At 70.8% G+C, this 25,295-nt stretch carries 24 protein-coding genes and 7 tRNA genes; 13 read left to right on the top strand and 18 right to left on the bottom strand.

The window, feature by feature from the left end; translation table 11 throughout:
• Positions 1-90: 90 nt before the first annotated feature.
• From ABZ532_RS21440 to pgsA, 3 genes are read right to left on the bottom strand one after another with little or no spacing between them, the layout of a single operon-like run.
• Positions 91-1,278 carry a glycosyltransferase family 4 protein gene (locus tag ABZ532_RS21440; protein WP_361285837.1) on the bottom strand — a complete coding sequence of 396 codons (1,188 nt, stop codon included), beginning with the start codon at positions 1,276-1,278 and terminating at the stop codon, positions 91-93.
• Complete coding sequence (locus ABZ532_RS21435; protein WP_361285835.1) at positions 1,275-2,171, bottom strand: phosphatidylinositol mannoside acyltransferase; 897 nt, start codon at positions 2,169-2,171, stop codon at positions 1,275-1,277. The genes ABZ532_RS21440 and ABZ532_RS21435 overlap by 4 nt, the downstream gene beginning before the upstream one ends.
• A complete protein-coding gene (gene pgsA, locus ABZ532_RS21430; RefSeq protein WP_361285833.1) occupies positions 2,168-2,833 on the bottom strand; it encodes a phosphatidylinositol phosphate synthase in 666 nt (221 codons plus the stop codon). Before pgsA ends, ABZ532_RS21435 begins: the two co-directional genes overlap by 4 nt.
• A 259-nt stretch (positions 2,834-3,092) precedes the next feature.
• Between pgsA and ABZ532_RS21425 the strand changes: the two genes are divergently transcribed.
• Both ABZ532_RS21425 and ABZ532_RS21420 read left to right on the top strand, forming a co-directional pair.
• Positions 3,093-5,297: an elongation factor G-like protein EF-G2 gene (locus tag ABZ532_RS21425; protein ID WP_361285830.1), complete on the top strand. Its 2,205-nt coding sequence runs from the start codon at positions 3,093-3,095 to the stop codon at positions 5,295-5,297.
• A 190-nt stretch (positions 5,298-5,487) separates the two neighbouring features.
• Complete coding sequence (locus ABZ532_RS21420; protein ID WP_361285978.1) at positions 5,488-7,146, top strand: hypothetical protein; 1,659 nt, start codon at positions 5,488-5,490, stop codon at positions 7,144-7,146.
• 54 nt (positions 7,147-7,200) lie between these two features.
• Here ABZ532_RS21420 and ABZ532_RS21415 read toward each other — a convergent pair whose 3' ends face one another.
• The gene (locus tag ABZ532_RS21415) at positions 7,201-7,761 is read right to left on the bottom strand and encodes an HIT domain-containing protein (protein ID WP_361285827.1); all 561 of its coding nucleotides are present in this window, start codon (positions 7,759-7,761) and stop codon (positions 7,201-7,203) included.
• 67 nt (positions 7,762-7,828) lie between these two features.
• On the opposite strand from ABZ532_RS21415, the gene ABZ532_RS21410 reads away from it, so the two are divergent.
• The gene (locus tag ABZ532_RS21410; RefSeq protein ID WP_361285823.1) at positions 7,829-8,521 is read left to right on the top strand and encodes a potassium channel family protein; all 693 of its coding nucleotides are present in this window, start codon (positions 7,829-7,831) and stop codon (positions 8,519-8,521) included.
• 19 nt (positions 8,522-8,540) lie between these two features.
• Here the strand turns inward: ABZ532_RS21410 and thrS are convergent, their stop codons facing one another.
• From thrS to ABZ532_RS21395, 3 genes are all read right to left on the bottom strand, one after another.
• Positions 8,541-10,517 (bottom strand): threonine--tRNA ligase, encoded by a 1,977-nt coding sequence (gene thrS, locus ABZ532_RS21405; RefSeq protein WP_361285820.1) that lies wholly within the window; start codon positions 10,515-10,517, stop codon positions 8,541-8,543.
• Between the two features lie 142 nt (positions 10,518-10,659).
• Complete coding sequence (locus ABZ532_RS21400; protein ID WP_361285817.1) at positions 10,660-11,925, bottom strand: hypothetical protein; 1,266 nt, start codon at positions 11,923-11,925, stop codon at positions 10,660-10,662.
• Positions 11,925-12,488, bottom strand: coding sequence for a DUF4365 domain-containing protein (locus ABZ532_RS21395; RefSeq protein ID WP_361285814.1), 564 nt, complete (start codon positions 12,486-12,488; stop codon positions 11,925-11,927). The genes ABZ532_RS21400 and ABZ532_RS21395 overlap by 1 nt, the downstream gene beginning before the upstream one ends.
• Before the next feature lie 240 nt (positions 12,489-12,728).
• Between ABZ532_RS21395 and ABZ532_RS21390 the strand changes: the two genes are divergently transcribed.
• Positions 12,729-13,457, top strand: coding sequence for a 3'-5' exonuclease (locus ABZ532_RS21390; protein ID WP_361285811.1), 729 nt, complete (start codon positions 12,729-12,731; stop codon positions 13,455-13,457).
• 79 nt (positions 13,458-13,536) lie between these two features.
• Here ABZ532_RS21390 and ABZ532_RS21385 read toward each other — a convergent pair.
• Positions 13,537-13,608: transfer RNA gene (locus tag ABZ532_RS21385), tRNA-Val, on the bottom strand.
• 39 nt (positions 13,609-13,647) lie between these two features.
• Positions 13,648-14,109, bottom strand: coding sequence for an SRPBCC family protein (locus ABZ532_RS21380; RefSeq protein ID WP_361285809.1), 462 nt, complete (start codon positions 14,107-14,109; stop codon positions 13,648-13,650).
• A gap of 104 nt (positions 14,110-14,213) precedes the next feature.
• Here ABZ532_RS21380 and ABZ532_RS21375 point away from each other — a divergent pair, with 104 nt between their 5' ends.
• Complete coding sequence (locus tag ABZ532_RS21375) at positions 14,214-16,682, top strand: hypothetical protein (protein WP_361285807.1); 2,469 nt, start codon at positions 14,214-14,216, stop codon at positions 16,680-16,682.
• A gap of 92 nt (positions 16,683-16,774) precedes the next feature.
• Here ABZ532_RS21375 and ABZ532_RS21370 read toward each other — a convergent pair.
• Together ABZ532_RS21370 and ABZ532_RS21365 are read right to left on the bottom strand one after the other, a co-directional pair.
• Positions 16,775-16,849, bottom strand: a tRNA-Val gene (locus ABZ532_RS21370).
• Positions 16,850-16,957: 108 nt separating this feature from the next.
• Positions 16,958-17,437 (bottom strand): TIGR02611 family protein, encoded by a 480-nt coding sequence (locus tag ABZ532_RS21365; RefSeq protein WP_361285805.1) that lies wholly within the window; start codon positions 17,435-17,437, stop codon positions 16,958-16,960.
• A gap of 189 nt (positions 17,438-17,626) precedes the next feature.
• Here ABZ532_RS21365 and ABZ532_RS21360 point away from each other — a divergent pair, with 189 nt between their 5' ends.
• Both ABZ532_RS21360 and ABZ532_RS21355 read left to right on the top strand, forming a co-directional pair.
• Complete coding sequence (locus ABZ532_RS21360) at positions 17,627-18,040, top strand: SsgA family sporulation/cell division regulator (protein ID WP_003959770.1); 414 nt, start codon at positions 17,627-17,629, stop codon at positions 18,038-18,040.
• Positions 18,041-18,230: 190 nt separating this feature from the next.
• On the top strand, positions 18,231-18,788 hold the full coding sequence (locus ABZ532_RS21355; protein WP_361285802.1) for a CGNR zinc finger domain-containing protein: 558 nt from the start codon (positions 18,231-18,233) through the stop codon (positions 18,786-18,788).
• Positions 18,789-18,797: 9 nt separating this feature from the next.
• On the opposite strand, the gene ABZ532_RS21350 is transcribed toward ABZ532_RS21355, so the two are convergent.
• Positions 18,798-18,956: a hypothetical protein gene (locus ABZ532_RS21350; RefSeq protein WP_361285799.1), complete on the bottom strand. Its 159-nt coding sequence runs from the start codon at positions 18,954-18,956 to the stop codon at positions 18,798-18,800.
• Between the two features lie 114 nt (positions 18,957-19,070).
• Entirely contained in the window at positions 19,071-19,514 is a 444-nt protein-coding gene (locus tag ABZ532_RS21345; RefSeq protein ID WP_361285975.1) for a hypothetical protein, read from the bottom strand.
• Between the two features lie 207 nt (positions 19,515-19,721).
• Here ABZ532_RS21345 and ABZ532_RS21340 point away from each other — a divergent pair, with 207 nt between their 5' ends.
• Positions 19,722-20,258, top strand: coding sequence for a DsbA family protein (locus tag ABZ532_RS21340; RefSeq protein ID WP_361285796.1), 537 nt, complete (start codon positions 19,722-19,724; stop codon positions 20,256-20,258).
• Here the strand turns inward: ABZ532_RS21340 and ABZ532_RS21335 are convergent.
• From ABZ532_RS21335 to ABZ532_RS21325, 3 genes are all read right to left on the bottom strand, one after another.
• Positions 20,255-21,100, bottom strand: a complete 846-nt coding sequence (locus tag ABZ532_RS21335; protein WP_361285793.1) for a GNAT family N-acetyltransferase — start codon at positions 21,098-21,100, stop codon at positions 20,255-20,257. The two genes, ABZ532_RS21340 and ABZ532_RS21335, sit on opposite strands and share 4 nt — an antisense overlap.
• Positions 21,101-21,186: 86 nt before the next feature.
• Entirely contained in the window at positions 21,187-22,017 is an 831-nt protein-coding gene (locus ABZ532_RS21330) for an aminodeoxychorismate lyase (protein WP_361285790.1), read from the bottom strand.
• Positions 22,014-23,063: a chorismate-binding protein gene (locus ABZ532_RS21325; protein ID WP_361285787.1), complete on the bottom strand. Its 1,050-nt coding sequence runs from the start codon at positions 23,061-23,063 to the stop codon at positions 22,014-22,016. Before ABZ532_RS21325 ends, ABZ532_RS21330 begins: the two co-directional genes overlap by 4 nt.
• A 290-nt stretch (positions 23,064-23,353) precedes the next feature.
• Here ABZ532_RS21325 and ABZ532_RS21320 point away from each other — a divergent pair.
• The 5 genes from ABZ532_RS21320 (at position 23,354) to ABZ532_RS21300 (ending at position 23,825) form a co-directional block, all read left to right on the top strand.
• A tRNA-Gly gene (locus tag ABZ532_RS21320) sits at positions 23,354-23,426 on the top strand.
• Between the two features lie 34 nt (positions 23,427-23,460).
• Positions 23,461-23,534 (top strand) — tRNA-Cys (locus ABZ532_RS21315).
• A gap of 1 nt (position 23,535) precedes the next feature.
• A tRNA-Val gene (locus ABZ532_RS21310) sits at positions 23,536-23,607 on the top strand.
• 37 nt (positions 23,608-23,644) lie between these two features.
• A tRNA-Val gene (locus tag ABZ532_RS21305) sits at positions 23,645-23,716 on the top strand.
• A gap of 37 nt (positions 23,717-23,753) precedes the next feature.
• Positions 23,754-23,825 (top strand) — tRNA-Val (locus ABZ532_RS21300).
• Between the two features lie 95 nt (positions 23,826-23,920).
• Here the strand turns inward: ABZ532_RS21300 and ABZ532_RS21295 are convergent.
• Positions 23,921-24,202 carry a zf-TFIIB domain-containing protein gene (locus ABZ532_RS21295; RefSeq protein WP_361285784.1) on the bottom strand — a complete coding sequence of 94 codons (282 nt, stop codon included), beginning with the start codon at positions 24,200-24,202 and terminating at the stop codon, positions 23,921-23,923.
• A 50-nt stretch (positions 24,203-24,252) separates the two neighbouring features.
• Complete coding sequence (locus ABZ532_RS21290; RefSeq protein WP_361285972.1) at positions 24,253-25,167, bottom strand: aminoglycoside phosphotransferase family protein; 915 nt, start codon at positions 25,165-25,167, stop codon at positions 24,253-24,255.
• Positions 25,168-25,295: the final 128 nt, after the last annotated feature.

The following is a 25,295-nucleotide window of genomic DNA, read 5'->3' as shown; positions in this document are numbered from 1 at the left end:
TACGAGGACGACCCTCCGCCTTGCGATCGCACGCACCGGACGCCGCGAGCCCCACCCCCCGGGCGGACGGCGCTACTTTCACAACACGCCCTAGTCGCGCGCCAGGCCGAAGCGGGCCATCAGCCCAGGTCGTTCCACCGCCGCCACCGAGGCTGCGCCGTCCGTCACGGTCTCGTAGACCGCGAGGATGTCCGCCCCCACCGTCGACCAGTCGAAGCGCCGGACATGCGCGCTGCCCCGCGCGCTGAGCTCCTCCCGGCGGGCCGGGTCACCGAGCAGCCGTACCGCCGCGGCGGCCAGCGCGTCCGCGTCCTCGTTGGCGAAGAGTTCACCCGCGGCACCCTGGTCCAGGACCTGGACGAAGGCGTCCAGGTCGGAGGCCAGCACAGGTGCGCCCGCCGAGAGGGCCTCGACCAGGATGATCCCGAAGCTCTCGCCGCCCGTGTTGGGTGCGACGTACACGTCGACGCTGCGCAGCAGCCGAGCCTTGTCCTCGTCGCTCACCATGCCGAGGAACTCCACGCGCGAGCGCATCTCCGCCGGGAGGGAGGCCACGGCCTCCTCCTCGTCGCCGCGCCCGGCGACGAGGAGCCGGGTGTCCGGCCGCTCCGCGAGGATCTTCGGGAGGGCCTTCATCAGCACGGGCAGGCCCTTGCGGGGCTCGTCGATGCGGCCGATGAACCCGATGGTGTCGCCCCCGGCTTCACCGGAGGTGCTCCCGCCCTGCCACTCGGCCGTGGGCTCCGCCGTGGCGAAGAAGTCCACGTCGACGCCGTTCGGGATGACGACGGCGTCGCCGCCAAGGTGCTCGACCAGGGTCCGCCGGGCGTACTCGCTGACCGCGATGCGGGCACTGATCTTCTCCAGCGCGGGCTGGAGGATCGGGTACGCCGCGATCATCGCGCGCGAGCGCGGGTTGGAGGTGTGGAAGGTGGCGACGATCGGCCCCTGCGCCGCCCAGCAGGTCAGCAGCCCGAGGGAGGGTGAGGCGGGTTCGTGGATGTGGATGACGTCGAAGGTGCCGTCGTGGAGCCAGCGCCGGACCCGGGCCGCGGAGAGGAAGCCGAAGTTGAGCCGGGCCACCGAGCCGTTGTAGGGCACGGGCACGGCGCGCCCGGCGGAGACCACATACGGGGGCAGCGGGGTGTCGTCGTCGGCGGGAGCGAGTACGGACACCTGGTGCCCCAGCCGGATCAGGTGCTCCGCCAGGTCCCTGATGTGGAACTGCACGCCTCCCGGGACATCCCAGGAGTACGGGCAGACGATGCCGATCCTCATGCCCTCGGCTCCTCGAGGTCCGCGAGCCACAGACGCTGGAGCATGTGCCAGTCCTCCGGGTGCTCGGCGATTCCGGTGGCGTAGGCATCCGCCAGCGCCTGTGTCATGACAGACGTCTTCTCGGCCCGGGTGCCCGTCTCGGGTACGTCGACGGGCGGGTGGACACGGCCCTGCATGACCTCGGTGTCGTCATACCAGAGCGTGACCGGCAGCAGCAGGGCCCCGGTCTGCTGGGCGAGCAGCGCCGGCCCGGCCGGCATCCGGGCCGTCTCGCCGAAGAACTTGACCTCGATACCCGAGGCGGAGAGGTCGCGGTCGGCGACCAGGCAGACGAGACCGCCCTCGCGCAGCCGGCGGGCGAGGGTGCCGAACGCGGAGCCGCCGACATGCGGAAGCACCTCCATGCCGAGCGACTCGCGGTAGGCGACGAACCGGTCGTACAGACTCTCCGGCTTGAGGCGTTCGGCGACCGTGGTGAACGGGGTGTCCAGGGCACGGGTGACCCAGACACCCGCGAGGTCGTAGTTGGCCATGTGGGGCAGCGCGAGCACCACACCGCGGTCCGATGCGATGCCGTCGGTCAGCCGGTGGACTTCATTGATGTGGACGCTGCGCCTGACGCGTTCCTGGTCCCATGTGGGCAGCCGGAAGGACTCCATCCAGTAGCGCATATAGGAGCGCATTCCGGCCTGGGAGAGTTCGGCGAGCCGCTCGGGCCCCGCGTCCGGGACGACCCGGGCCAGGTTGGACTCCAGGCGGAGCACGCCCTTGCCGCGGCGCTTCCAGGCCGTGTCGGCGATGGTGCGGCCAAGTCCCGTCGCGGCGGACTCGGGGAGCTTCTTCACCGCGGACCACCCCAGTCCGTACAGCGCGTCCGTCAGCCGTTCCTTCATGAAGCCGCCCCACTCCCCTCTGATGACGCCCCGGCATCCGCCTCGGCCGCCTCACGACGTACCGTCACCACCCGCTGCCCCAGGGTAACCAGGGAGCCCACCGCCACGATCCACAGCGCGATCGGCAGGAGGATCTGGATACCGGGCACACCGAAGCCGTGCAGCCCGGCGAGACCGGCCGCGACCAGCGAGATGACCAGCCGCTCGGCACGTTCGACCAGCCCGTTCACGGCGACCGGCAGGCCGATGGACTCGCCCCGCGCCTTGGTGTACGAGACGACCTGCCCGCTGGCCAGGCAGAAGATGGCGACGGCGCACATCATGTTGTCGTCGCCCTTGCCCGCGTACCAGAGGGCGAATCCGCCGAAGATCGCCCCGTCCGCCACCCGGTCCAGCGTCGAGTCGAGGAAGGCGCCCCAGCGGCTGGAGATGCCGGCCTGGCGGGCCATGTTCCCGTCGACGAGGTCCGAGAAGACGAACAGGGTGATGATGATCGTGCCCCAGAAGAACTCTCCGCGCGGGAAGAACGCCAGCGCCCCCACCATCACTCCGGCCGTGCCGATGAGCGTGACCGCGTCGGGGCTCACCCCCCTGCGGAGCAGAAACGCGGCGAACGGTGTGAGGACACGCGTGAAGAACGCACGCGCGTACTTGTTCAGCATGGCCGTCCCGGGGTTCTGTGGGGCCGTGCGGCCCCAATGGCCACCGGCGGGCCCATCGTAGTCAAGCCGGCCGCGGGCGAGCGGACTCCCCCGGTCACGTACGACGTATGGACGCACCGTGAAGGGAGTGGAAAGCTCGAAAGACCACCGCGGGCATGTGCCGGAGCGAGCGACTCGTTCCGGCCGGGGGTCTCCCCGACACGGCGCCCCCGGGTCCGCGCCCTCACCTCACCGTGCACGCAGTCGGGAGGAACGAATCATGGGCGACAAGGCAAACGCACACCCCGGAGCCGCCGGCAGGGCTACGACGGCCGACCGGCCCTCATCCGTACGGAATGTGGTGCTGGTCGGCCACAGCGGCTCAGGCAAGACCACACTGGTCGAGGCCCTCGCTCTGACCGCCGGAGCGGTCAACAGGGCGGGCCGGGTCGAGGACGGCGGGACGGTCTCGGACTACGACGAGATCGAACACCGCCAGCAGCGCTCCGTACAGCTCAGCCTCATCCCGGTCGAATGGGGCGGGTACAAGGTCAATCTGCTGGACACCCCCGGATATGCCGACTTCGTCGGGGAGCTCAGGGCCGGTCTGCGAGCCGCGGACGCGGCCCTTTTCGTTGTCTCCGCTGCCCAGGAGGCCGACGCCGTGGCCGCTTCCACCCGGATGGTCTGGGAGGAGTGCGCGGCGGTGGGCATGCCACGGGCCATCGTGGTCACCCACCTGGACACGGCCCGCACCGGCTATGACGACCTCACCCGGATCTGCGGGCAGATCTTCGGCGGCGACGACCCCGACGCCGTACTGCCGCTCTATCTGCCCCTGTACGGCCCCGAGGCCGCCGACGGGCACGCTCCGGTGACCGGGCTGATAGGGCTGCTGACGCAGAAGCTGTTCGACTACTCGGGCGGCGGGCGCGCGGAGCAGACACCGGCACAGGATCAGCTTCCGCTCATCGAGGAGTCACGGAACCGGCTCATCGAGGGGATCATCGCGGAGAGCGAGGACGAGACCCTCATGGACCGCTATCTGGGCGGCGAGGAGATCGACCTCAAGACGCTGATCGACGATCTGGAGAAGGCCGTCGCCCGGGGCGTCTTCCACCCGGTGCTGTTCGCGGCGCCCGCCGCGGACGGCGGGAAGCAGGGCCTCGGCACCATCGAACTTCTGGAGCTGATCACGGGCGGCTTCCCGACCCCGCTCGAGCGGGAGGCGCCGGCGGTCACCACACCGGAGGGAGCGCCGCGTCCGGCGATCAGCTGTGACCCCGACGGGCCGCTGGTCGCGGAGGTCGTCAGGACCGCCTCGGACCCCTACGTCGGGCGGCTGTCGCTGGTGCGGGTGTTCTCGGGGACGCTGCGCCCGGACGAGACCGTGCATGTCTCCGGGCACGGCCTGACGGACCGCGGTCATGAGGACCATGACGTGGACGAGCGCGTGGGGGCGCTCACCTCACCGTTCGGCAAACAGCAGCGCACCATGGGGGCGTGTATCGCGGGCGATCTGGCCTGTGTCGCCAAGCTGTCGCGGGCGGAGACGGGCGACACGCTCTCGTCCAAGGACGATCCGCTGCTGATGGAGCCGTGGGCGATGCCGGACCCGTTGCTGCCGCTGGCCATCGAGGCGCACAGCAAGGCGGACGAGGACCGGCTGTCACAGGGTCTCTCCCGGCTGGTCGCCGAGGATCCGACGATGCGCCTCGAACAGAACCAGGACACGCACCAGGTGGTGCTGTGGTGTCTGGGCGAGGCCCATATGGACGTGGCGCTGGAACGGTTGCGGAACCGGTACGGGGTCCAGGTGGACGTGGTACCGCACAAGGTGTCGCTGCGGGAGACGTTCGGTGAGCGGTCGGCAGGGCGGGGCCGCCATGTGAAGCAGTCCGGTGGGCACGGCCAGTACGCGATCTGCGAGATCGAGGTCGAGCCGCTGCCCGCCGGCTCGGGCATCGAGTTCGTGGACAAGGTCGTGGGCGGCGCGGTGCCGCGGCAGTTCATCCCGTCCGTGGAGAAGGGCATCAGGGCGCAGGCGGCGAAGGGTGTCGCCGCCGGCTATCCCCTGGTGGATGTGCGGGTGACGCTGCTGGACGGCAAGGCCCACTCGGTGGACTCGTCCGACGCCGCGTTCCAGACGGCGGGTGCGCTGGCGCTGCGCGAGGCGGCGACTGCGACACGGATCCATCTGCTGGAGCCCGTGGCCGAGGTGCAGGTGATGGTGCCTGACGAGTACGTGGGTGCGGTCATGAGCGATCTGTCGGGCCGCAGGGGGCGGGTGGTCGGCACCGAACAGGCGGGCCAGGGAAGGACGTTCGTACGAGCTGAGGTACCGGAAATCGAGATCGGGAGGTACGCGGTCGACCTGCGGTCGATCTCGCACGGCACCGGCCGATTCGACCGCTCGTACGCCCGACATGAGGCGATGCCACCGCAGTTGGCGGGCAAGATCAGGGAACAGGCCGAGGCTGCCTAGGAGTTGTGCATGCCGCCCGCCGTACCCCCTTGCGGCGGGCGGTATTTCATGGTGATGAGGCGGACACAGCGCGTCCTCGATACGCTGGGGTGCCCAGTTCAGAAGGTGTGCGGGGTGCGGTAGCGGGGAACAGGTCGCGGTGCCGGAGGATTTCGGCGACTACCGCGAATGCGGCGATGGGGGCGGTGCGGTGGCGGAGCAGGCATTCGATTTCTCTCCCGGGGCACAGGTCCCGCTCCAGGGTGCGGCCGGGCAGACGGCGGCGACACACGCGCTCGCGTCGGCTGCCTACCGGGACGGCAAGGTCGACGAGATACTCAAGGCCAACAGCGAGTGGCACGAGTCCAAGGTGACCAAGCCCAAGATCAAGCTGTTCGAGCCGAGTCTGGGCGAGGCCTTCTCCCGGGCCGTCCAGGTGCGGCTGCTCGGGGGCGGGCGCAAGCCCCTGATCCAGTCCTTCGGCACCGAGCCCCAGACAGTGGTCGAGCACGCGCTCGCCGCGAACGGGATCCGCAGGCAGCGGGACGCCAAGCTCACCGCGATCATGGCGGTGTTCGGGCTGCTGTTCCTGCCCGGGATGCTGCTGTGGATAGCCGTGTTCGCGCTGCGGCGGATGGTCGCCGGGGCGCAGAACAAGCGGATGGGGGCACTGGGCGGGGCGCTGATGGCCGCGATCGCCCTGCTGGGGGTGATCTTCCTGCTGAAGCTGCCGTTCACCGGCTTCCTGGGCGCCTACCTGCGTGCCATGCTCGTCGCCCCGGTGATCGGCTGGTGGCTGGCGAAGCGGATCTGCCTGGCCACTGCCACGGACATGCGCGAGCGCTGGGACAGCCTGCTGTCCGGCGGCGGAATCGGCGCGAAGGTCCCCGAGGCGGTGCCCGGCCACCCGAACGAGACCGCGGCCGAGCAGCTGCGCCAGGGACTGGAGCTGCTCACGGCGGAGCAGCACGCCAACTCGGTGTTCTACGCCGGCCCCAAGGGGATACTGGGCATGGGCACCCGCTGGGGCAGCTGGCAGCTCGCGGAGGAGCTGGTGGCGAAGGCACCGGCCAAGGAGTTCCACCAGTTCCGCAGCTGGGACGTCATCAAGGTGATCCACGACCAGCTCACCCTGCTCCAGCGCGGCCCGCTGCACACGGGCGGCTTCCCCGCCCCTTCGGTGAAGCACTGGGTCGTGGTGCCGGTCGGGGAGAACGCGGCGGAGGTGGCCAGGCCCGAGGGCCAGGACGTGGACAACAGGTACCAGGTCAGGCGCCACGAGATACAGCGCATGTGCGACCACCAGCAGTTCGGCAGCGGCAACCGACACTACCTGGGGGTGCAGTTCACGCTGTGGGACGGCCAGTTGGTGATCACCATGATGATCACGGTGACCGTGCTGTACGAGACCCTGCGCATCGAGGTGACCGGCCATGCGCTCGGTCCGGTCCACTCCCTGTTCACGTCCAAACCGGCGCCGAAGACCGTGGAGGTCCCGAAGACCGTGCGGTTCTGGGAGACCGAGACACGGACGATACCGGTGGTGGAGACGCCCGAGGTGGTGCGGCTGATGGTCAGGGCACCGTTCACCTGGTACCCGCCGCTGCTGGACTTCCTCGGCGGGAAACTGGTCCTGCCGGAGCCCTTCGGGCTGCGGCACGCCTGGGCGGACAAGCCCTGGCGGCACCGGTTCATGGCGGACGACGCCATGCGCGCGGCCACCCCCGTGCTGCGGGTGACGCATGCCGCCGCGATGAGGGTGCTGGAGGAGAACGGGGTGGACACCGAGCGCTTCAGCAACCGGTCCCTGATCGTGAGCGGAATGATCCAGGACCCGATGCCGCGCAAGGCCGATGTCTACGACGCGTAGAACCACCGCATAGGCCGGGGTGCCGCCCGCAAGACAGGGGGCGCCCGTTCCAGGTCATCCCTGCGGCCAGGCCTCCGCCAGCATCTTCCTTGTGTCGGCGAGGAGTTGGGGCAGCACCTTGGTGTGCCCGACCACGGGCATGAAGTTGGTGTCGCCGCCCCAGCGGGGCACGAGGTGCTGGTGGAGATGGGCGGCGATACCGGCACCCGCCACCGAGCCCTGGTTCATCCCGATGTTGAAACCGTGCGCCCCGGAGGCCGTACGCAGCGCCGTCATCGCCCGCTTGGTGAACGCGGCGAGCTCGGCGGTCTCCGCCTCGTCCAGGTCCGTGTAGTCGGCGACATGCCGGTAGGGCACCACCATCAGGTGCCCGCCGTTGTACGGGTACAGATTGAGCACCGCGTACACGCTCGCGCCGCGCGCGATGACGAGTCCGTCCTCGTCGGACTTCGAGGGAATCGAGCAGAAGGGGCAGCCGTCCCCGGCTCCCGGCCCGGTCGGCTTGTTCTCCCCCTGGATGTACGCCATCCGGTGGGGGGTCCACAGACGCTGGAAGGCGTCCTGGATCCCGACTCCGATCTGCTGCTCCGGCTCACTCGTCATGTGGTGCAGCATATGACTTCGACCGTTCGGAGCGTGTCGCCGGGGCGGACCCTGGCGGACTCCGGGCGATGCTGGGCCGATGGACGTCGATGACGCGCTCACCCCGCTCCAGCGCTGGGAGCAGCGGGTTGAGCTGCCGCTGTTCTGGGCCTCGCTGGTCTTCCTGGCGGCTTACTCGGTAATCGCACTGGCCCCGGAGTCGGAACGGGCCTGGCGTGACATCGCCCTCGCGGTCGCGCTCCTGATGTGGGCGGTCTTCGCGGCGGACTACGTGGTGCGGCTGCGGCTGAGCGGTCAGCGGCCCCGCCGCTTCCTGCGGACGCACTGGCTGGACACCCTGGTCCTGATCCTTCCGCTGCTGCGCCCGCTGCGGCTGCTCAAGGTCTACACCGCGGTGCAGAGCAGACGGGAGACACCGAAGCTGAGCCTCCACGCACGGGTCATCTCCTACGCGGGGACGGGAGCCGTCCTGCTGGGCTATGCCGGAGCGCTCACCGTCTACCAGGCGGAGCACAACGCGCCGGGGGCGTCGATCCGTACATTCGGGGACGCCCTGTGGTGGGCCTCCGAGACGCTGACCACCGTCGGCTACGGCGACGTCACGCCCGTGACCCAGCGAGGGCGGCTGATCGCGGTGGGGATGATGATCTGCGGCCTGGCCCTGCTGGGCGCGGTGACGGGCTCGTTCTCGTCCTGGCTGGTGCAGATCTTCACCAGGGAGGACGAGAGGAGGCCCCCGGAGGACGGACGTCCTCCGGGGTCCTCTCTCTGAACGCTGCGGCGGGGACGGCTCAGACCTGTACCCGGCGCTCCACCACGTCGGCGAGCTTCGCCAGCGCCTCTTCCCGGGGGATGCCGTTCTCCTGCGAACCGTCGCGGTAGCGGAACGACACCGTCCCCGCGTTCATGTCGTCGTCACCGACGATGATCATGAACGGAACCTTCTGCTTCTGCCAGTTCCTGATCTTCTTCTGCATCCGGTCCGAGGACGCGTCCACCTCGACCCGCAGCCCACGCTTCCGGGCATCCGCGGCGAAGTCCTGGAGGTACGGGACGTGGGTGTCGCCGACCGGGATGCCCGCCGCCTGTACCGGCGCCAGCCACGCCGGGAAGGCGCCCGCGTAGTGCTCGAGCAGCACCGCGAAGAAGCGCTCGATGGAGCCGAACAGGGCGCGGTGGATCATGACCGGTCGCTGCTTGGTGCCGTCGGGGCCGGTGTACTCGAGGTCGAAGCGCTCCGGCAGGTTGAAGTCGACCTGGATGGTCGACATCTGCCAGGTGCGGCCGATCGCGTCCTTGACCTGGACCGAGATCTTCGGGCCGTAGAAGGCGGCGCCGCCCGGGTCGGGGACCAGCGGCAGTCCCTGCTTCTCGGCGGCCTTGCGCAGCACCTCGGTGGCCTCTTCCCAGACCTCGTCGGAGCCGACGAACTTCTCCGGGTCCTTGGTGGACAGCTCCAGGTAGAAGTCGGTCAGACCGTAGTCGCGCAGCAGGTCGAGCACGAAGGTCAGCAGCGAGTCGAGCTCGTCCGCCATCTGCTCCTTGGTGCAGTAGATGTGCGCGTCGTCCTGGGTGAAGCCGCGGGCCCGGGTGAGACCGTGCACGACACCGGACTTCTCGTACCGGTACACCGTCCCGAACTCGAAGAGACGCAGAGGCAGTTCACGGTAGGACCGGCCCCGGGCATCGAAGATCAGGTTGTGCATCGGGCAGTTCATGGGCTTGAGGTAGTAGTCCACGCCCTCGTCGAGCTGCATGGGGGGGTACATGCCCTCGGCGTACCAGTCCAGGTGGCCGCTCTTCTCGAACAGCTTCCCCTTGGTGGCGTGCGGGGTGTAGACGAACTCGTAGCCCGCCTCCTCGTGCCGGCGCCGCGAGTAGTCCTCCATGGCCCGGCGGATGACGCCGCCCTTGGGGTGGAAGACGGCGAGGCCGGAGCCGATCTCGTCCGGGATCGAGAAGAGGTCCAGCTCGGAGCCGAGCCTGCGGTGGTCGCGCTTCTCGGCCTCGGCAAGGAAGTCGAGGTGCGCCTTGAGCTCGTCCTTGGACGGCCAGGCGGTGCCGTAGATGCGCTGGAGCATCGGGTTCTTCTCGCTGCCGCGCCAGTAGGCCGCGGCGTTGCGCATCAGCTTGAACGCCGGGATGTTGCGGGTGGTCGGCAGGTGGGGACCGCGGCAGAGGTCCTTCCAGCACAGCTCACCGGTCTTGGCGTCCAGGTTGTCGTAGATGGTCAGCTCGCCGCCGCCCACCTCGACATCGGCGCCGTCGTCGCTCGACGCCGAGCCCTTGAGGCCGATGAGTTCCAGCTTGTACGGCTCGTCCGCGAGCTCGTCGCGGGCGGCCTCGTCGGTGACGACCCGCCGCGAGAAGCGCTGGCCGCGCTTCTGGATCTCCTGCATCTTCTTCTCGATGGCCTTGAGATCCTCGGGCGTGAAGGGCTTCGCCACGTCGAAGTCGTAGTAGAAGCCGTCCCTGACCGGCGGGCCGATGCCCAGCTTGGCCTCGGGGAACAACTCCTGCACGGCCTGGGCCATCACATGCGCGGTGGAGTGGCGCAGGATGTTGAGCCCGTCCTGGGAGGAGATCCCGACCGGCTCGATCTCCTCGCCGTCCGCGACCTCGTACGCCAGGTCCCTCAGCTCACCGGCCACCCGTGCGGCGACGACGGTCCGGTCGCCCGCGAAGAGCTCGGCCGCTGTCGTGCCCGTGGTCACCACGCGCTCTTCCCGCTCGGAATCGCGTTGGATGATCACACGGACGTCCGACACCGGTCTCTCCTGCCTGATGGGGGAGCACGCTCCGATTCGGTGCGTGCGCGAAACGCCATGCTACCGAGCCGAGCAGCCCGCCCGCGAAACGGTTGGCGGGCCGGGCGTCACAGCGCCGGCGGCACGGCGCAACTGCCCCCGGTCAGTCCTCCGAGCCGCACGCCTCCTCGAAGAAGTCGAGGTTCTCGTGCAGCGCCTTCATCAGCCGGTCCCGTTCCGCGTCATCGACCTGCACCGGCACCACGCCCGTCGCATCGCTCAGGCGCCGGAAGCCGCCGCGGCTTTCGAGGCGGCCGATCACCCGGATCGGCAGTCCCACCAGATGGGCGTGGCCGGCTGTCCGGTACGACTCCTCGTCGAGCACGGCGCGGACATGGGGGACCTCGGCCCCCGCGAGCACCCGCAGCCGCACGGTGCCCTCGCCGCGGGTCCCCGAGCGCCGCATCCGTACCACCGCGCCGGTGATCCGTACCGGGACGGACGGTTCCTCGCGGAGATAGCGGGCGCCGGCCGCACGCAGGGCGGGCAGGTCCCCGGGGGAGAACTCGATGGGTTCGGGGCGGGCCGCGCAGCCTTCCGGCACTCCCGCCGCGGGTGACCAGGCCAGCGCGACCCGGGCTCCTTCGGTGCCGCGCACCAGCGCCACGACGGCTTCCGTGAGCTCCCGGCTCACGCCCGCCTCGACCGCCGTGTCGAACGCGTCCATCCCGCCGGTTGCCCGCTGGTAGTCGACGGCCTCACGGGTGGCAGCGAGCGCATGGTGCAGGCTGACGGTGACGGACCGGCCGCCCGTCACCGGTACGAAGGCGGTGAGCCCGCGTCCGCCCGGTGCCGGGCCGACCAGGACGCCCTCCAGCGCGGCGAGTGCCTGGCGCCGGTGCCTCGCCCCGTGGTACCCGGCCCGGCTCCGCGCGGCGAGGGCCCCCGCCAGCAGCAGTTGCCGTGCCGCCGACCGCAGTTGCTCCTGCACCGTCCAGGCCACCGCCCCGGCCGGGTCCTGCGGGACGTCCCGCCACCAGCGGATCTCGTCGCTCGCCACCGAGAGCCCCACGAGCACCTCCCGGGCCGAGGGCGCGGCCGACCGGGCCAGAGCCGTGAGCGCCTCGCTCAGCAGGTCGTCGGCGTCCGGGAAGGCCCGGCTCTCGGGCACCAGCAGGCTGGTGCTCCCGCCCGCCGGACCGGGCGGGGTCCAGCGGGCGTACCGCCCCACCGCTCCCCCGCGCCTGCGCCAGCCGTGCCGGTCGAGCAGTGCCGCCAGGACGGCGGGATCGACGCCCGACGGGTCGGGGCCGTCCCCGCCGTACCAGGGGGCCGGTACGTCCTCGGGCAGCGGAAGAGGCAGCGGGTGCGGGCGGTGCGGTGGGGAACTGGTCCGTGGCGGTGGTGGTTCACCGATCGGGCGGTGCATCAAGGTCTCCCTCCCGTCCCGACCCGGGTCATGATCTCGCACAGCGCCCGGTCGTCGAAGATGCGCGCGACCGGGATCCGCACGGTGGTCCGGCGCCGGCCGGTCACCGGGTGGCCGGCCAGATTGGTCCAGTAGCAGCAGTGCCTCAGATCAAGCCGGTCGTGGCCGGCCCGCAGCCACTCCTCCCGGGTCCTCGGCACGATCATCACGACAAGGATCTTGTGTACGGACACCGGTGTCCGGGCCAGCTTCACCAGGTGCGCGTTGTCGAGCGTGAACGAGAACGCCGGACCCGGCGGGTGCGGCGCCAGTTGGTAGGTCGCCTTGAGCTGGACCTTGATGGTGACTTCGTCGTCGACGGTGTGTCCGGGAGCGCTGTGGCTTACATGCCAGTCGATCCCGTTGTCGGGGAACGGCTGGGACAGCGAGCAGCCCGCGGCTGCCGCCACCGCGTGGAGATACCCCACCTGAAGGGTCTCCATGCAGGCGGTGGTGGCGAGTGCTCCGCGCAGCGGTGCGGTCCGCTCGGGCAGCGCACCCGGTTCCGGCTGCGCGAGCGTCATGGCTCCGTCTGCCTTCCCGGCTGTGCCGATTCTGTCTCGTTGCGGGGCTCGGTCGCCGCCCCCTGCCTTCGGCGAGCGGAGACCCACTTCGGATCACTCGCCCGAGTCCGCGACGGGATGTCAGATCCCTGTCCCGCCATCTGTGTTGTCACCCACCTGCGTACCGCGCAAACAGGGCGGGTATCACCGGTTCGGGCAGGGGATCACGCCATCTGCCCGGCTTGGGCGAGGAGTTCGGGGATGACGCAATGGTTTGAGGGGCCCCTGGCCGCATTTGACACCGAGACAACGGGCGTGGACGTCGATGGAGACCGGATAGTCTCCGCGGCGCTGGTCGTCCAGGATTCGGCGGGTGGACGTGCGCGTGTCACCGCCTGGTTGGTCAATCCGGGCATTCCGGTACCGGCGGAGGCCATCGCCGTGCACGGTCTGACCGAGGAGCACCTCCAGCACAACGGCCGCTGGCCCGCTCCGGTCATGGAGGAGATAGGCCGGGCGCTGGCCGAGCAGTGTGCGGCGGGCAGGCCGCTCGTCGTGATGAACGCGCCGTTCGACCTGACACTGCTGGACCGCGAACTGCGGCGGCACCGTGCCTCGTCGCTGGCGCACTACCTGGAGCATGTGTCGATGTGCGTCCTGGACCCCCGGGTCCTGGACAAGCATCTGGACCGCTATCGCAAGGGCCGGCGCACGCTCACCGATCTGTGTGCCCACTACGGTGTCGCGCTGGAAGGAGCGCATGACGCGGCAGCCGACGCGACCGCGGCGCTGGAGGTCATACGGGCTCTGGGACGGCGGTTCGCCGGGCGTCTGGAGCGCTTGTCGCCCGCGGAGCTGCACACGCTTCAGGCGGTGTGGCACGCCGCGCAGGCCCGGGGCCTCCAGGCGTGGTTCGCGCGCAACGGATCGGAGGAGGCGGTGGATCCGGCCTGGCCGCTGCGTCCCGAGATGCCGGCGCAGGCGGCGTGAGTTCCGGAATGCGGTGAAGCCGGATTGCACAGAAACGCACAGAGGCCGGTCCGTCATTTGACGGACCGGCCTCTCCCGGTGGGCGATACTGGGTTCGAACCAGTGACCTCTTCGGTGTGAACGAAGCGCTCTCCCACTGAGCTAATCGCCCGGGAACGCACCGAACCATACAGGTAGCGGCGGGTTCCCTTCAAACCCCTTCCGCGTCCCGCACCAGATACGCGGTGAGCCCACGGCGCCCCGCGCGCATCATCGCCGCGTGATTGACCCGGAAGGCCGGTCGCCCGATCAGTGCGAGGCGCCGCATCAGCGGGCGGTGCACCACCACTTCCTGGTCGTAGCGGAGGCGGGTGCCGCCGCCCACGCCCGGCGCGAGGATCCAGCGGGCCCAGCCGACGAGGTCTCCCTCCAGCCGCGCCTCCAGGACACCCGCTTCGGGATCCCTCCGGCTGCTGCTGACGGTGACCACGAGGTCGTAGGGCAGGAACGAGCGGAAGCGGGCCGTGTAGGACCGGTCGTCGAGTGGGATGGCCTCACGGACCTGGGGCCACCACCGGGGGTAGTTCTCGGCCTGCTCCAGCACGTCGTAGACGCGCGCGGGCGGTGCCGGGAGCTGCCAGCGGCTTCGGAAGCGGTAGTGATGCCAGTCCATAACCCGAGTGTGCGCCGGACGCGCGCCCTGCATGTACGTACTCACAGGTGATCTGAGTACGTACGCGCATACCGGCCGGATGTGCCCGGGACCACACTCCCCCCATGAATAACGCACTGCCGCCCGCCGACGAGCTGCGGCTCATCGACGGCGAGCTCGCCCAACTCGATGCACGAAGGGCCCAGTTGCTGAACCGAAGGGCCTGGCTGGTGCACACCCTCCAGGCGCTCGGGACTCTCGGCGCGGGCCAGGCGGGTGCGCACGGACCGGCGTGGCCCGCGGAACCGGCGCCCTGGGCCGCACCGGCGTCCGGGCCGAGCGCCCAGAACGTGCTGCTCACGCTGGGCGGAATCCTGCTGACGATCGCCGCGATCGCGTTCACCGTGGTCAGCTGGGGGCATCTCGGTATCGGCGGACGGTCCGTGGTGCTGGGCCTGGTGACGGCGGCGGCACTGGCGACGCCGGTCCTGCTTCTGCGGCGCGGGCTCACGGCGACCGCCGAGGCGGTCGCGGTGCTGGGGCTGGTGCTGACGGTGCTCGACGCGTACGCCCTGCGCCGCGCCGCGCTGCCGGACACGGATGCCGTGCGGTATGCGGCCGTCGCCGCCGGTGTGCTCGCCGCGGTGTGGTCGGGTTACGGGCTGCTGCTGCGCAGGCTGCGCACCCCGCTGCCGGTGGCCGTGGTGGCCGCGCAACTCCCGCTGCCGCTCTGGGCGCTGGGGACGGACGCGAGCCTGGCGGCGACGGTGTGGGCGACGCTGGCCACGGCTGCGTTCGATGTCGCCCTCGCACTCATGGCGAAGCCGGTGGCCGTGCGCGCGACAGCGGCCACCGGCGCCGTACTGACCGGTGGGTGGTCACTGCTGGCGGCGGGCTGGCTGTCGTTGATGGCGGACTCCCCGGCGCTCGCGCTGGAACCGGGGCTGCTGCTGCTCGCGGCCGGCGGCCTGGCTCTCGGCGCCGCGTGGCGGGAGCCGTCGACGGCCCCGGTGACGGCCGCGGTGGCGGGTCTCGCCGGGGTGGCGGCCGCAGGTGGTGTGGTGCGGACCATGGTGCCCGCTTCCTGGGTGGTGCCCGGCTTCCTGCTGTGTGCGGTGGCCCTGCTGGCTGTCGTACGGATACCGGTGCCGCGCGGTGTGCGTACCGGCTTCTGCGTCGCGTCGGGTCTGGTACATGCCATGGCCACGGTCCTGGCGTTGCCGTTCGCGCTCCTCACGGCGGCACGTCCGCTGTCCGGTATCGGCTCGGTCTGGTCCGGCGCCCCTACCTCTGAGACGGCCCTGCCCGGCCTGTCCACGGCACTGCCGATCCTGGTCATGGTCGCGGTGGTCCTCTGGGCGGCGCCCCGCCTGCTTCCGGCCCTCCCGCTCCCCCGCGCCGCCGTGACCTGCGCTGCCCTCGTCCTGACGTGCTGCGCCGGGTTCGCCCTGACCGCCCACCCCTCCCTGCCTTATGGGGGCACGCTGGCTCTCCGGGTGCTGCTGGTGACGGCGATGCTCACGGTGGCCGTCCTGGCCGATCGCGGCTCGTTCGGGGCCGGGCGTGCCGGTGTCGTGCCGGTCGCTGGCCGCCCGGCCACGGAGGCGGCAGCCCCGCCCCGGGCCGGGGGCCCGCTCGCGCTGACCGGGCTCGTCTGCGCCGTGGCCGGGGCGCTGAGTGTGGCCGCGCTGAGCCTGGCCTCCCGCCCGGCGACCTTCACCGTGCTCGCGGTGCTCGGCGTGGTGTCCGCCGTGGCGGCGGTGGCGAGCCGTGGGGTCGCCCCGGCCGCCGTGACCGCGTGCGCCGCCGTGGTGTGGGGTGCGGGGCTCGTCGGTGCGACGGCGGCGTCCGCAGGGCTGCCCGCCCGTCAGGCCGGTCTCGCTCTGCTCGCGGTACCGGCCGCCACCGCGCTGCTCGCGGCCCGGCTGCGCCCTCACCCTGTGGCGCTTCCCGTAGAGCTCACGGGGGCCGCGGCCGGTCTGGTCGCGCTCGGTCTCGCGGTGCCGCACGCGCCGACCCTGGCGCTGGCGCTGGCCCTCGCGGGTGTCATCGCCGCGGGTACGGCGCTGCGGGCCGACCGGCGCCCGTTCGCCGGGTACGCCGCCGTCGTGCTGTTCGTGGTGGCCACCTGGGTACGTCTGGCCGCTTCCGACGTGTCGGCGCCGGAGGCGTACACGATCCCCGTGACCGTTCCGGCGCTCGCCGTGGGTCTGCTGCGGCGGCGCCGCGACCCGGAGGCGTCGTCGTGGACGGCGTACGGTGCCGGGCTGGCCGCGACACTGGTGCCGAGTCTGATCGCGGCCTGGGGCGACGTGCACTGGCTGCGACCGCTGCTCCTCGGTGTGGCCGCGCTGGCGCTCACGCTCGCCGGTGCCCGGCTTCGCCTCCAGGCGCCGATGGTGCTCGGCGGGCTGGCTCTGGGGCTGGACGCGCTGCATGAGCTCGCCCCTTATGTCGTCCAGGTCGTCGGGGCCCTGCCCCGCTGGCTGCCACCCGCTGTCGCTGGGCTGCTGCTCCTCGCGGTCGGGGCGACATACGAGCGGCGGCTGCACGATGCGCGCAGGCTGCGCGAGACGCTGAGCCGGATGCGCTGAGGGGAGCCTGTCCCGGTCGCCCGAGAGCTGAGCCGAACGGGTGAAATTCCGAAGGCCCCGGAGACGGCTGTCTCCGGGGCCTTCGGTCCGGGTGGTGGGCGATACTGGGTTCGAACCAGTGACCTCTTCGGTGTGAACGAAGCGCTCTCCCACTGAGCTAATCGCCCGGGCGCACCGCAAACGTTACCCCATGTCAGCGGCACTCCATGACCATCGCGACGATCATCGCGCGGTCACCCGCCGACACCTCCGTCACCGTGAGTCACGGTTCGTCGCTACTCATCGATCTTCCAGGGCATGGCGAGCCCGAACTTCCAGAGGTAGATGCCGGCCAACACGCCGATGATCACCAGGCCGACGGACGTGAGGATGATGTTCCGCCTGCGCACCTTGGGGTCGAGGGCCCGCTGTGCGGCCTCTGTCACCTTGCGTTTCGTCCAGCGCAGCACCAGCTGCGCCCAGACGAACTCGGTCGCCCAGATGGCCATGCCGCCGAAGATCACCAGCCAGCCAGGGCCCGGCAGGGGCAGCATGATCACGCCCGCCACAACGACGGCGAGACCCAGAATGAACACGCCGACCTGCCAGCTGAGATGCAGCGTCCGGCGCGCCTTCACGAATTCCGGCGCCCTGGATCCCAGGGGCTGCTCGGCAGCCCGCTCAGCACCCACCGCACCCTCGGCCGCATCCCCCGTGACGGGTCCGGGGGCCAGAGCCGCGCCACCCTTCGCCCGCTCGTCACTCTCCGCATTCATGAAGCCCAAAGTACCTGACGGGAGCCCCTGCGGGAATGACCACAGAGTCGGACATCACACTCCTCCGTACGGGGTACCCGGAGGATCACAAAACGGACAGAGGGGTTTACAACGGCACCGTAGGTGGCATGTCGATTTCGCCGACGTGCGAATCCCCGAGCGCACACTGAGCGAAAGGCCCTGGCGCTTATGAACACCACGGTCAGCTGCGAGCTGCACCTGCGCCTCGTTGTATCGAGCGAGTCCTCACTGCCTGTACCCGCGGGCCTGCGGTATGACACGGCCGATCCTTATGCCGTGCACGCCACCTTCCACACCGGAGCCGAGGAGACGGTCGAATGGGTGTTCGCCCGCGATCTCCTCGCCGAGGGCCTGCACCGGCCCACCGGCACCGGTGACGTCCGAGTCTGGCCGTCGCGCAGTCACGGCCAGGGCGTCGTCTGCATCGCGCTGAGCTCCCCGGAGGGCGAAGCCCTCCTCGAAGCGCCTGCGCGGGCTCTGGAGTCCTTCCTGAAGCGCACCGACGCAGCGGTGCCACCGGGCACCGAGCACCGCCATTTCGATCTTGACACCGAGCTCTCGCACATCCTGGCCGAGAGCTGAACCTGGCCGGGAACCGCACGGCGCCGTCCGACTCGGGGAGACGGCACCGCACGGAGGGCGCGTAGGGCGCGCAGCAGGCGATGGCGCCGTCACCGCATCCCGCGGTGACGGCGCCGTCGCGTGTTTTGGCGAGACGCTAGAGTCAGCGCAATTCGGCGGGCACCCGCCCGCAGCAGCCAGGGAGCGAATCGTGCTGATCCCCCACGACACCCGCAGCGCCCTCGACACCGTCGTCGATCTGGTGAACACCGCGCCCGAGCGCGCGGGGAGCGACGAGCTCAAGGACATCCCATCGCTGTACGACTTCGTACGAAGCCACAAGGTCAGTGACGTGGGCGTTCTGACCGATACCGACCTCGCGGCGGTGCACGCGGTACGCACCCGCTTCGCCGAGGTCTTCGCCACTCCGGACCCGCGCTCCGCAGCCGAACTCATCAACCAGCTCGTCGCCGCGGCGGGCACCACGCCGCAGCTCACCGACCACGACGGCTACGACTGGCACGTCCACTACTTCGCACCCGGCGCGTCGGTCGCCGACCACCTCGCGGCCGACTGCGGAATGGCCCTCGCCTTCATCGTGGTCTCCGGCGAGCAGGAGCGGCTCCGCCGCTGCGAGGCGCCGGACTGCGGAAACGCCTTCGTCGACCTCTCCCGCAACCGCTCACGCCGCTACTGCGACAGCCGCACCTGCGGCAATCGACTGCATGTCGCCGCGTACCGTGCGCGCCGCAAGGAAGCGGCCGGCTGACCACCACCCTCACAGCAGGAACAGATCATGGATCGCGGCCATGAGAAGTAGGCAGCCGATCACCGCGAGGAAGATCATCAGCGGCGGCTGGGACAGCGCGAAGAGGCAGCCACGCGGCTCGTCGGCGGGGGTTGAGGCGGGGGTCTGACCCGCGGGGGTATCGAGCATCTCGGGGCGATGATGACGCAGCCCGGAGCGCGGTGATCGGGCAACACGCCCTTTGGTGCGGCGAGTTCACCGGATCCCGTGGCGTTTCACACCACTGCGGCCGGAGGCCGCGGATCAGATGCCGTGCTTCTTGAGGATCGCCTCGACATCACTGAAGTCGTCCCCACCGGCTGCGGCACCCGTCGTGGACTGCTTGCTCCGCTTGACCGGTTTGCCCCGCCTACCCGGGCTGATCTGCCCGGACTGCTTGCCGGCGGTCTCTGACCCCGGTATCGCCGGATCCTCCTGCGCCTGCTTCTCCAGCGCACGGCGCTCCATCCTGCGGGTCGTCGAGAAGAGCACCCAGGACAAGCCCAGGAGCCCGACGCCCAACCAGGCCACGGGGCTGAACGCCGTACCGGCCAGCCACCCCACCGCGCCCGTCAGCACAAGCCCCAGGGGCACGAGCGCATACGCGGCTATACGGGCCGCGGTCAGATAGCGCTTGCGGTACGCCGTGACCGCGGCGATGCCCAGCCCGGCCGCGGCAGCCGCGGAACAAATGGTCTCGGCAAGCATCCCGTCCTCCATGGCCAGCGAAGCAGTGGTGCGCGCCCTCTGTCGCGCCTTCCTCTCCCCCTTCTCCTTCCCGCTCTCCTCCCATCCTGCACCGCCGCGACCGGTACGGGCCATGATCCGGGCGCATGTCAGGGAGATCTCCGGGATACCCCGGCCCCAGGCCGGTACCGGTTGGGATGCGTCAGGCACGGCTGGGAGACTGTGCGCATGAGCGAGACCTCCTCACCGCCGATCGTCCTGGACGTCTGGTGCGAGTTGCAGTGCCCCGACTGCCGCACCGCCCTCACCGACCTCCACGCCCTCCGGGAGCGCTACGGAGACCGGCTGGAGCCGCGTCTGCGCCACTTCCCGCTGGAGAAGCACAAGCACGCCTTCGCCGCCGCGCAGGCAGCGGAGGAGGCCACGGTCCAGGGCCGGGGCTGGGAGTACGTGGCCGCTGTCCTCGGCCGGGTCGACGAGCTGGACACCCAGGGCGAGCCGCTGCTCGTCGACGTGGCTCGTGAACTGGGTCTGGACGCCGAGGAGTTCGACACCGCCCTCGTCGACGGACGGCACATCCTGATCGTCGACGCCGACCAGGCCGAGGGCAAGGCCATCGGCGTCACGGGCACCCCCACCTATGTCATCGGCGGCGAGCGGCTGGACGGCGGCAAGAGCCAGGAGGGGCTGCGCGCGCGCATCGAGGAGATCACCGACCGGCTCCTCGCGGAGCAGGACCTCTTCCCGAACTCCTACGGCTCCTAAAACAGCCGCTTGCCCACGTTGATGCGGGTCGCCCGGTAGCCGAGCGACTCATAGAGGCGCAGCGCCGGGGTGTTGCCCGCGAGGACACGCAGTCCGAGCAGGCCCGCCCCGGCTTCCGTCCGGGCGATCCGCTCCGCCAGCAGCATCAGGGTGCGCCCATGGCCCTGCCCGCGGTGGCGCTCGGCGACCCTGATGTCGTACACGTAGGCCCCCCGCTCTCCCGGGCGCACCTCACGCTCGCCCACCCAGACGTGCCCCACCACACAGCCCTCCGCCTCCAGCACCCTGAACCAGGTCCTGGGGGTGGCGAGCCCGTCGGGGAGCAACTCGCGCTGGTCGGCCACGGAACGTGCGCGGGCCTGCTCGGTCGGCAGGCCGAGGCCGACCATGGTCTGCGCGTAGTGCTCGGTTTCCGCGGCCGACCAGTCGCGGAACTCCGCCTCGTCCATGGGCCGCCACTCGGCACCCCCGGGCAGCCCGGGCAGGGGCTCGGCGGTCAGCTCCTTGAGCATGATGCGGTCCTGCTCGACGTATCCGAGCGCCGTCGCGAGCCGCAGCGCGGCCGTCGCCCCCACCGGGATCGAGGCGCTGATCCGAGTGCAGCCCCAGTCACGCAGCACCTCCTCCGCCGCGAGCGCCGCGACCGTGGCCCGCCCGCGGTGTCGGTCGCCCGCGTCGATCGCCAGAGAGCGCAGGACCCCCGCCGCAGGCCCGAGCGACGGATGGGTGCCCAGCTCGATGCTGCCGACGCGTCTGCTGTTCACGCACACGTCGTAGGTTCGTGACCGGGCGCCCCGGTCGTCCCGCTGGAGCGGCCCGGACGGCCGCAGAGTGGTGGTCATCAGGGGTGTTCTACCTGTCCGGCGGCCCGCCGTCACCACGTTTCACAGGGTTTACGGGCATCTCCGACCAGACAGAAGCCACGGCATCAGGGCGCCTGCGGATCCGGATCGGCGGCGGCGCGCTCCTCGAAGATCCGCATGGCCTTGGCGGTCACCGGCCCCGGCACCGAGGACAGCGTGCGGCCGTCCACCCGGTGCACGGCCTGCACATCGCGCAGGGTGGAGGTCAGGAAGATCTCCTCGGCCCGGTCCAGGACGTCCAGCGGCAGCTCCGTCTCCTGCGCCCCGGTCCACTCCACGGCCAGGGCGCGGGTGATCCCGGCCAGGCAGCCGGAGGAGAGCGGCGGAGTGTGCAGATGACCGTCGACGACCACGAAGACATTGGACCCCGTGCCCTCGCAGAGCTGCCCCACTGTGTTGGCGAACAGAGCCTCGGACGCGCCCTGCTCATGGGCGCGGGCGAGGGCGACGACGTTCTCGGCGTAGGAAGTGGTCTTCAGCCCGCTCAGCGCGCCGCGTTCGTTGCGGACCCATGGGACCGTGATCACGGCGGTGGAGTCGGGGCGGCGGGCGGACTCGCCGAGCGCGACGACGAGGGTGGGACCGGCGTCGCCGCGGTCGGAGCCGAGCGGGGAGAGCCCGCCGGTGTACGTGATCCGCAACCTGCCCAGGGCCACGGGGTTGGCCTCGATCACTGCGTCGCAGGCGCGGCGCACCTCGTCGAGGTCCGGGTCGGGCAGGCCGAGACCACGGGCCGAGCGCGTGAGCCGGTCGAGGTGCTGGGTGAGGGCGAAGAGACGCCCTTCGGTCGCCTTGACGGTCTCGAACACGCCGTCGCCCACCGTTATCCCGTGGTCGAGTACGGAGACAAGCGCGGTGCCGGCATCCCTCAGTCCGCCGTTCACCCAGATCCTCATGACGCGGTCCTTCCAGTCCGTGCGTAGCTTCCCGACGCTACAGCGAGCAGCCGGGAGGCCTTCAGTTCGGTTTCGTCCCACTCGCGCTCGGGTTCGGATCCCCAGGTGATGCCGGCGCCGGTGCCGAAACGCAGCAGGCCCTGGGCCCGGTCGATCCAGAAGGTGCGTATGCCGACGGCCAGCTCGGCGGTGCGGCGGTCGGCGTCCACCCAGCCGATGCCGCCGCAGTAGGGACCACGGGGCGAGGGCTCCAGCGACTCGATGATCCTGAGAGCGCTGGACTTGGGTGCTCCGGTGACCGATCCGGGCGGGAAGGTGGCGTCCAGCAGCTCCCGCCAGCCCACTCCCCTGGCCAGTTCGCCGCACACCGTGGACACGAGATGGACGAGACCGGGGTGTGCCTCGACGGCGCAGAGGGCCGGGACCGTGACGGAACCGGTGGCACAGACCCGCCCCAGGTCGTTGCGGACCAGGTCGACGATCATGACGTTCTCCGCGTGGTCCTTCTCCAGCAGGTCCAGGGGGGTGCGACCGGTCCCTTTGATCGGCCCCGATTCCACCGTCCCACCGTCGCGGCGCAGATACAGCTCGGGCGAAGCGGTGGCGATCTCCACACCGTGCGCGGGCAGCCGGATCGTCCCCGCGTACGGGGCCGGGTTGCCGCGCGCCAGCAGTGCCGTCAGAGCGTCGACATCGGCGGCTTCCGGGTCCGGCAGGGGTGCGGACAGCACTCGGCAGAGGTTCGCCTGGTAGACCTCGCCGGCCGCGATGTGCTCACGGATCCGGCGCACGCCAGCGGTGTAGGCGGCACGGTCCAGGGACGAGCTCCAGTCCCCGGCCGCGGGGCCCCGCCAGCACCCCGGCTCGGGTGCGGGCACCGGCGCGTTGCGCACGTCGCCGAAGCGGGCGCAGGTGAGGCGTCCCTCGAAGTCCGCGGCGACGGCCCAGAAGCCGGACGACTCGAGGGCCTCGGGGTCGGAGGTGACATCCCTGAGGTCGGTGGCGACGAGGCCGCCGAAGCGGGCCAGAGGAGCGAGGTCGTGCACGGCTGTGAGTCTATGGCGGGGCGTGGCCCGCCGCTCCGGGCGGTCGCCGGACCTGGTCCGGTGGCCGGGAAGCAACGTCCCGATGATCGTCAGGTGCGGTCCTGGTCACACCTCGGCGGCGTCCGGGGCTGAGGCCCCTCACCTTCCGGAGGGTATCGGCAGCGCACCCGGTGGTGAACCCGCGGTGACCACAGCTCAGCACGCTGCGGAAACGCGTTTTTGTGCTGGCCCAGGAATCCGCTAGAGTTCAACACGTCGCCGGGACGCGAGAGCGGACCGGGAAACGACAGGCGGACGTGGCTCAGTTGGTAGAGCATCACCTTGCCAAGGTGAGGGTCGCGAGTTCGAATCTCGTCGTCCGCTCGAGAGGGGGATCTTCCCGACCCCCGCACTCCGGGGTGGAGTGGCCGAGAGGCGAGGCAACGGCCTGCAAAGCCGTCTACACGGGTTCAAATCCCGTCTCCACCTCCAAGGACGATTAGCTCAGCGGGAGAGCGCTTCCCTGACACGGAAGAGGTCACTGGTTCAATCCCAGTATCGTCCACTCAGCACCACCCGCGATCTTCGGATCGTGGTCCCGAGGACGATTAGCTCAGCGGGAGAGCGCTTCCCTGACACGGAAGAGGTCACTGGTTCAATCCCAGTATCGTCCACTCAGCACCACCCACGGCCTTCGGATCGTGGTCCCGAGGACGATTAGCTCAGCGGGAGAGCGCTTCCCTGACACGGAAGAGGTCACTGGTTCAATCCCAGTATCGTCCACAGCCCGGAACCCCCGGCCGCCGATGCGGCCGGGGGTTCCGTCGTCGTTCTCCCTGCCAGGAGCAGAGGGCCGGGACAGGAACCGGCGGGAGGCGTCAGGAGGAGAAGAGCATCCGTCCGAAGCTCTTGTTGCGGTGGTGGCCACCATGGTGACCGTGGTGCGGAGCGCCCCACGCCGGGGCGGCGGGCGCGGGCGCGGGGTAGCCGCCGGGGGCCGGTGCGGGCGGAGCCTGCTGGACCCACTGGGACTCCATGCGGGTAAGCGCCTCCAGCTCGCCGTAGTCGAGGAATATCCCCCGGCACCCGCTGCACTGCTCGATCTGGACGCCATTGCGGTTGTACGTGTGCATGGGCGCATGGCACTTGGGACACTGCATGTTCTGCTCAGCTCCTCGCCGGTCGGTTGGTGTGCACGGCTGCGACAACCCTACGACGGGCGGCTGCCGTCCAAGTCGGTCGGGAGGGACGCAATTCGGGCACAGGATCCGATCATCAGCTGCTCCGCCTCGTCGGGCTCCCTGCCCTCCCGGGCGCTCCTGGCCAGCCCGAGAGCCGCGGTCTGCACGGTCAGGGCACGGGCGGGTACGTCGAGTTGGGGCCAGGGGTCGCCGGGAGCCGGCGGGACCGCAGGGCCGCCGGCCTCGCGGTACGCGGTGAGGAAGCGGTTCCAGTCGTCGGGTGCCAGCAGCCCTGCGGCGAACCAGGCGGCGGGACGAGCGAGGTCCCACGCCGGGTCTCCGAGGCCGAGGTCGTCGACGTCTATCAGCAGCCAGGGGCCTTGGTGGGCGGGATGGCGCACCAGCTGACCGAGATGAAGGTCCCCGTGGCAGAGCCGGGGCGGGTGGCACGGTGCCGGTGCTTCGCCCCTGGCCCAGGCCGGCAGGCTCCGCCAGGCCGCCAGCACGGGCCGGGCGGCGGGGTGGCGCGGCAGGCGCTCGACCGCCGCCGCGGCCTTCAGCGGCCCACGCATGGGCGGCAGCGGCCCGGGCAGTCGCTCCAACGGCACGCGGTGCAGCCGGGCGAGGAGGTGCGCGACCGCCTCCCAGGGGGCGTCCTCCGGGGCTGTGGGATCCACGGGGCTGCCGTACGGCCAGGCCGTGACGGGGCGCCCGGCGACCTGGGCCCCCGCACCGTCGACGCCGCCGATCGGCGCCAGGAGTATCCCGTCCAGCTCGGGGTGCGCCGCCACGGCGAGACGTAGCCGGTGACCTTCCGGGTCGGTGCCGGGGGCGTGCGCCTTCGCGACGGCTGCGCCGTGGCGCACCACCACCCCGTCGGCGCGCTGGGCCAGCACGTCGGCGCCCCTCCCGCAGGCCCGGCAGGAACCCGCCCGCCCCGGCACATGAGCCGCCGACCGCGCGGTCTCCGAAAGCGCACGCACGAGCGTGGCATTGCCCTGGTCCACCCGGCGAGCCTAAGGGGTGGCCCGCAGGGCGCGGAACACGCCCGCCGGGGCCGTACATGGCGCTG

The organism is Streptomyces sp. NPDC019396 (genome assembly GCF_040632375.1).
GTDB lineage: Bacteria > Actinomycetota > Actinomycetes > Streptomycetales > Streptomycetaceae > Streptomyces.
The sequence above is the reverse complement of the archived record's forward strand: the minus strand, read 5'-3'. Positions and strand labels throughout refer to the sequence as shown.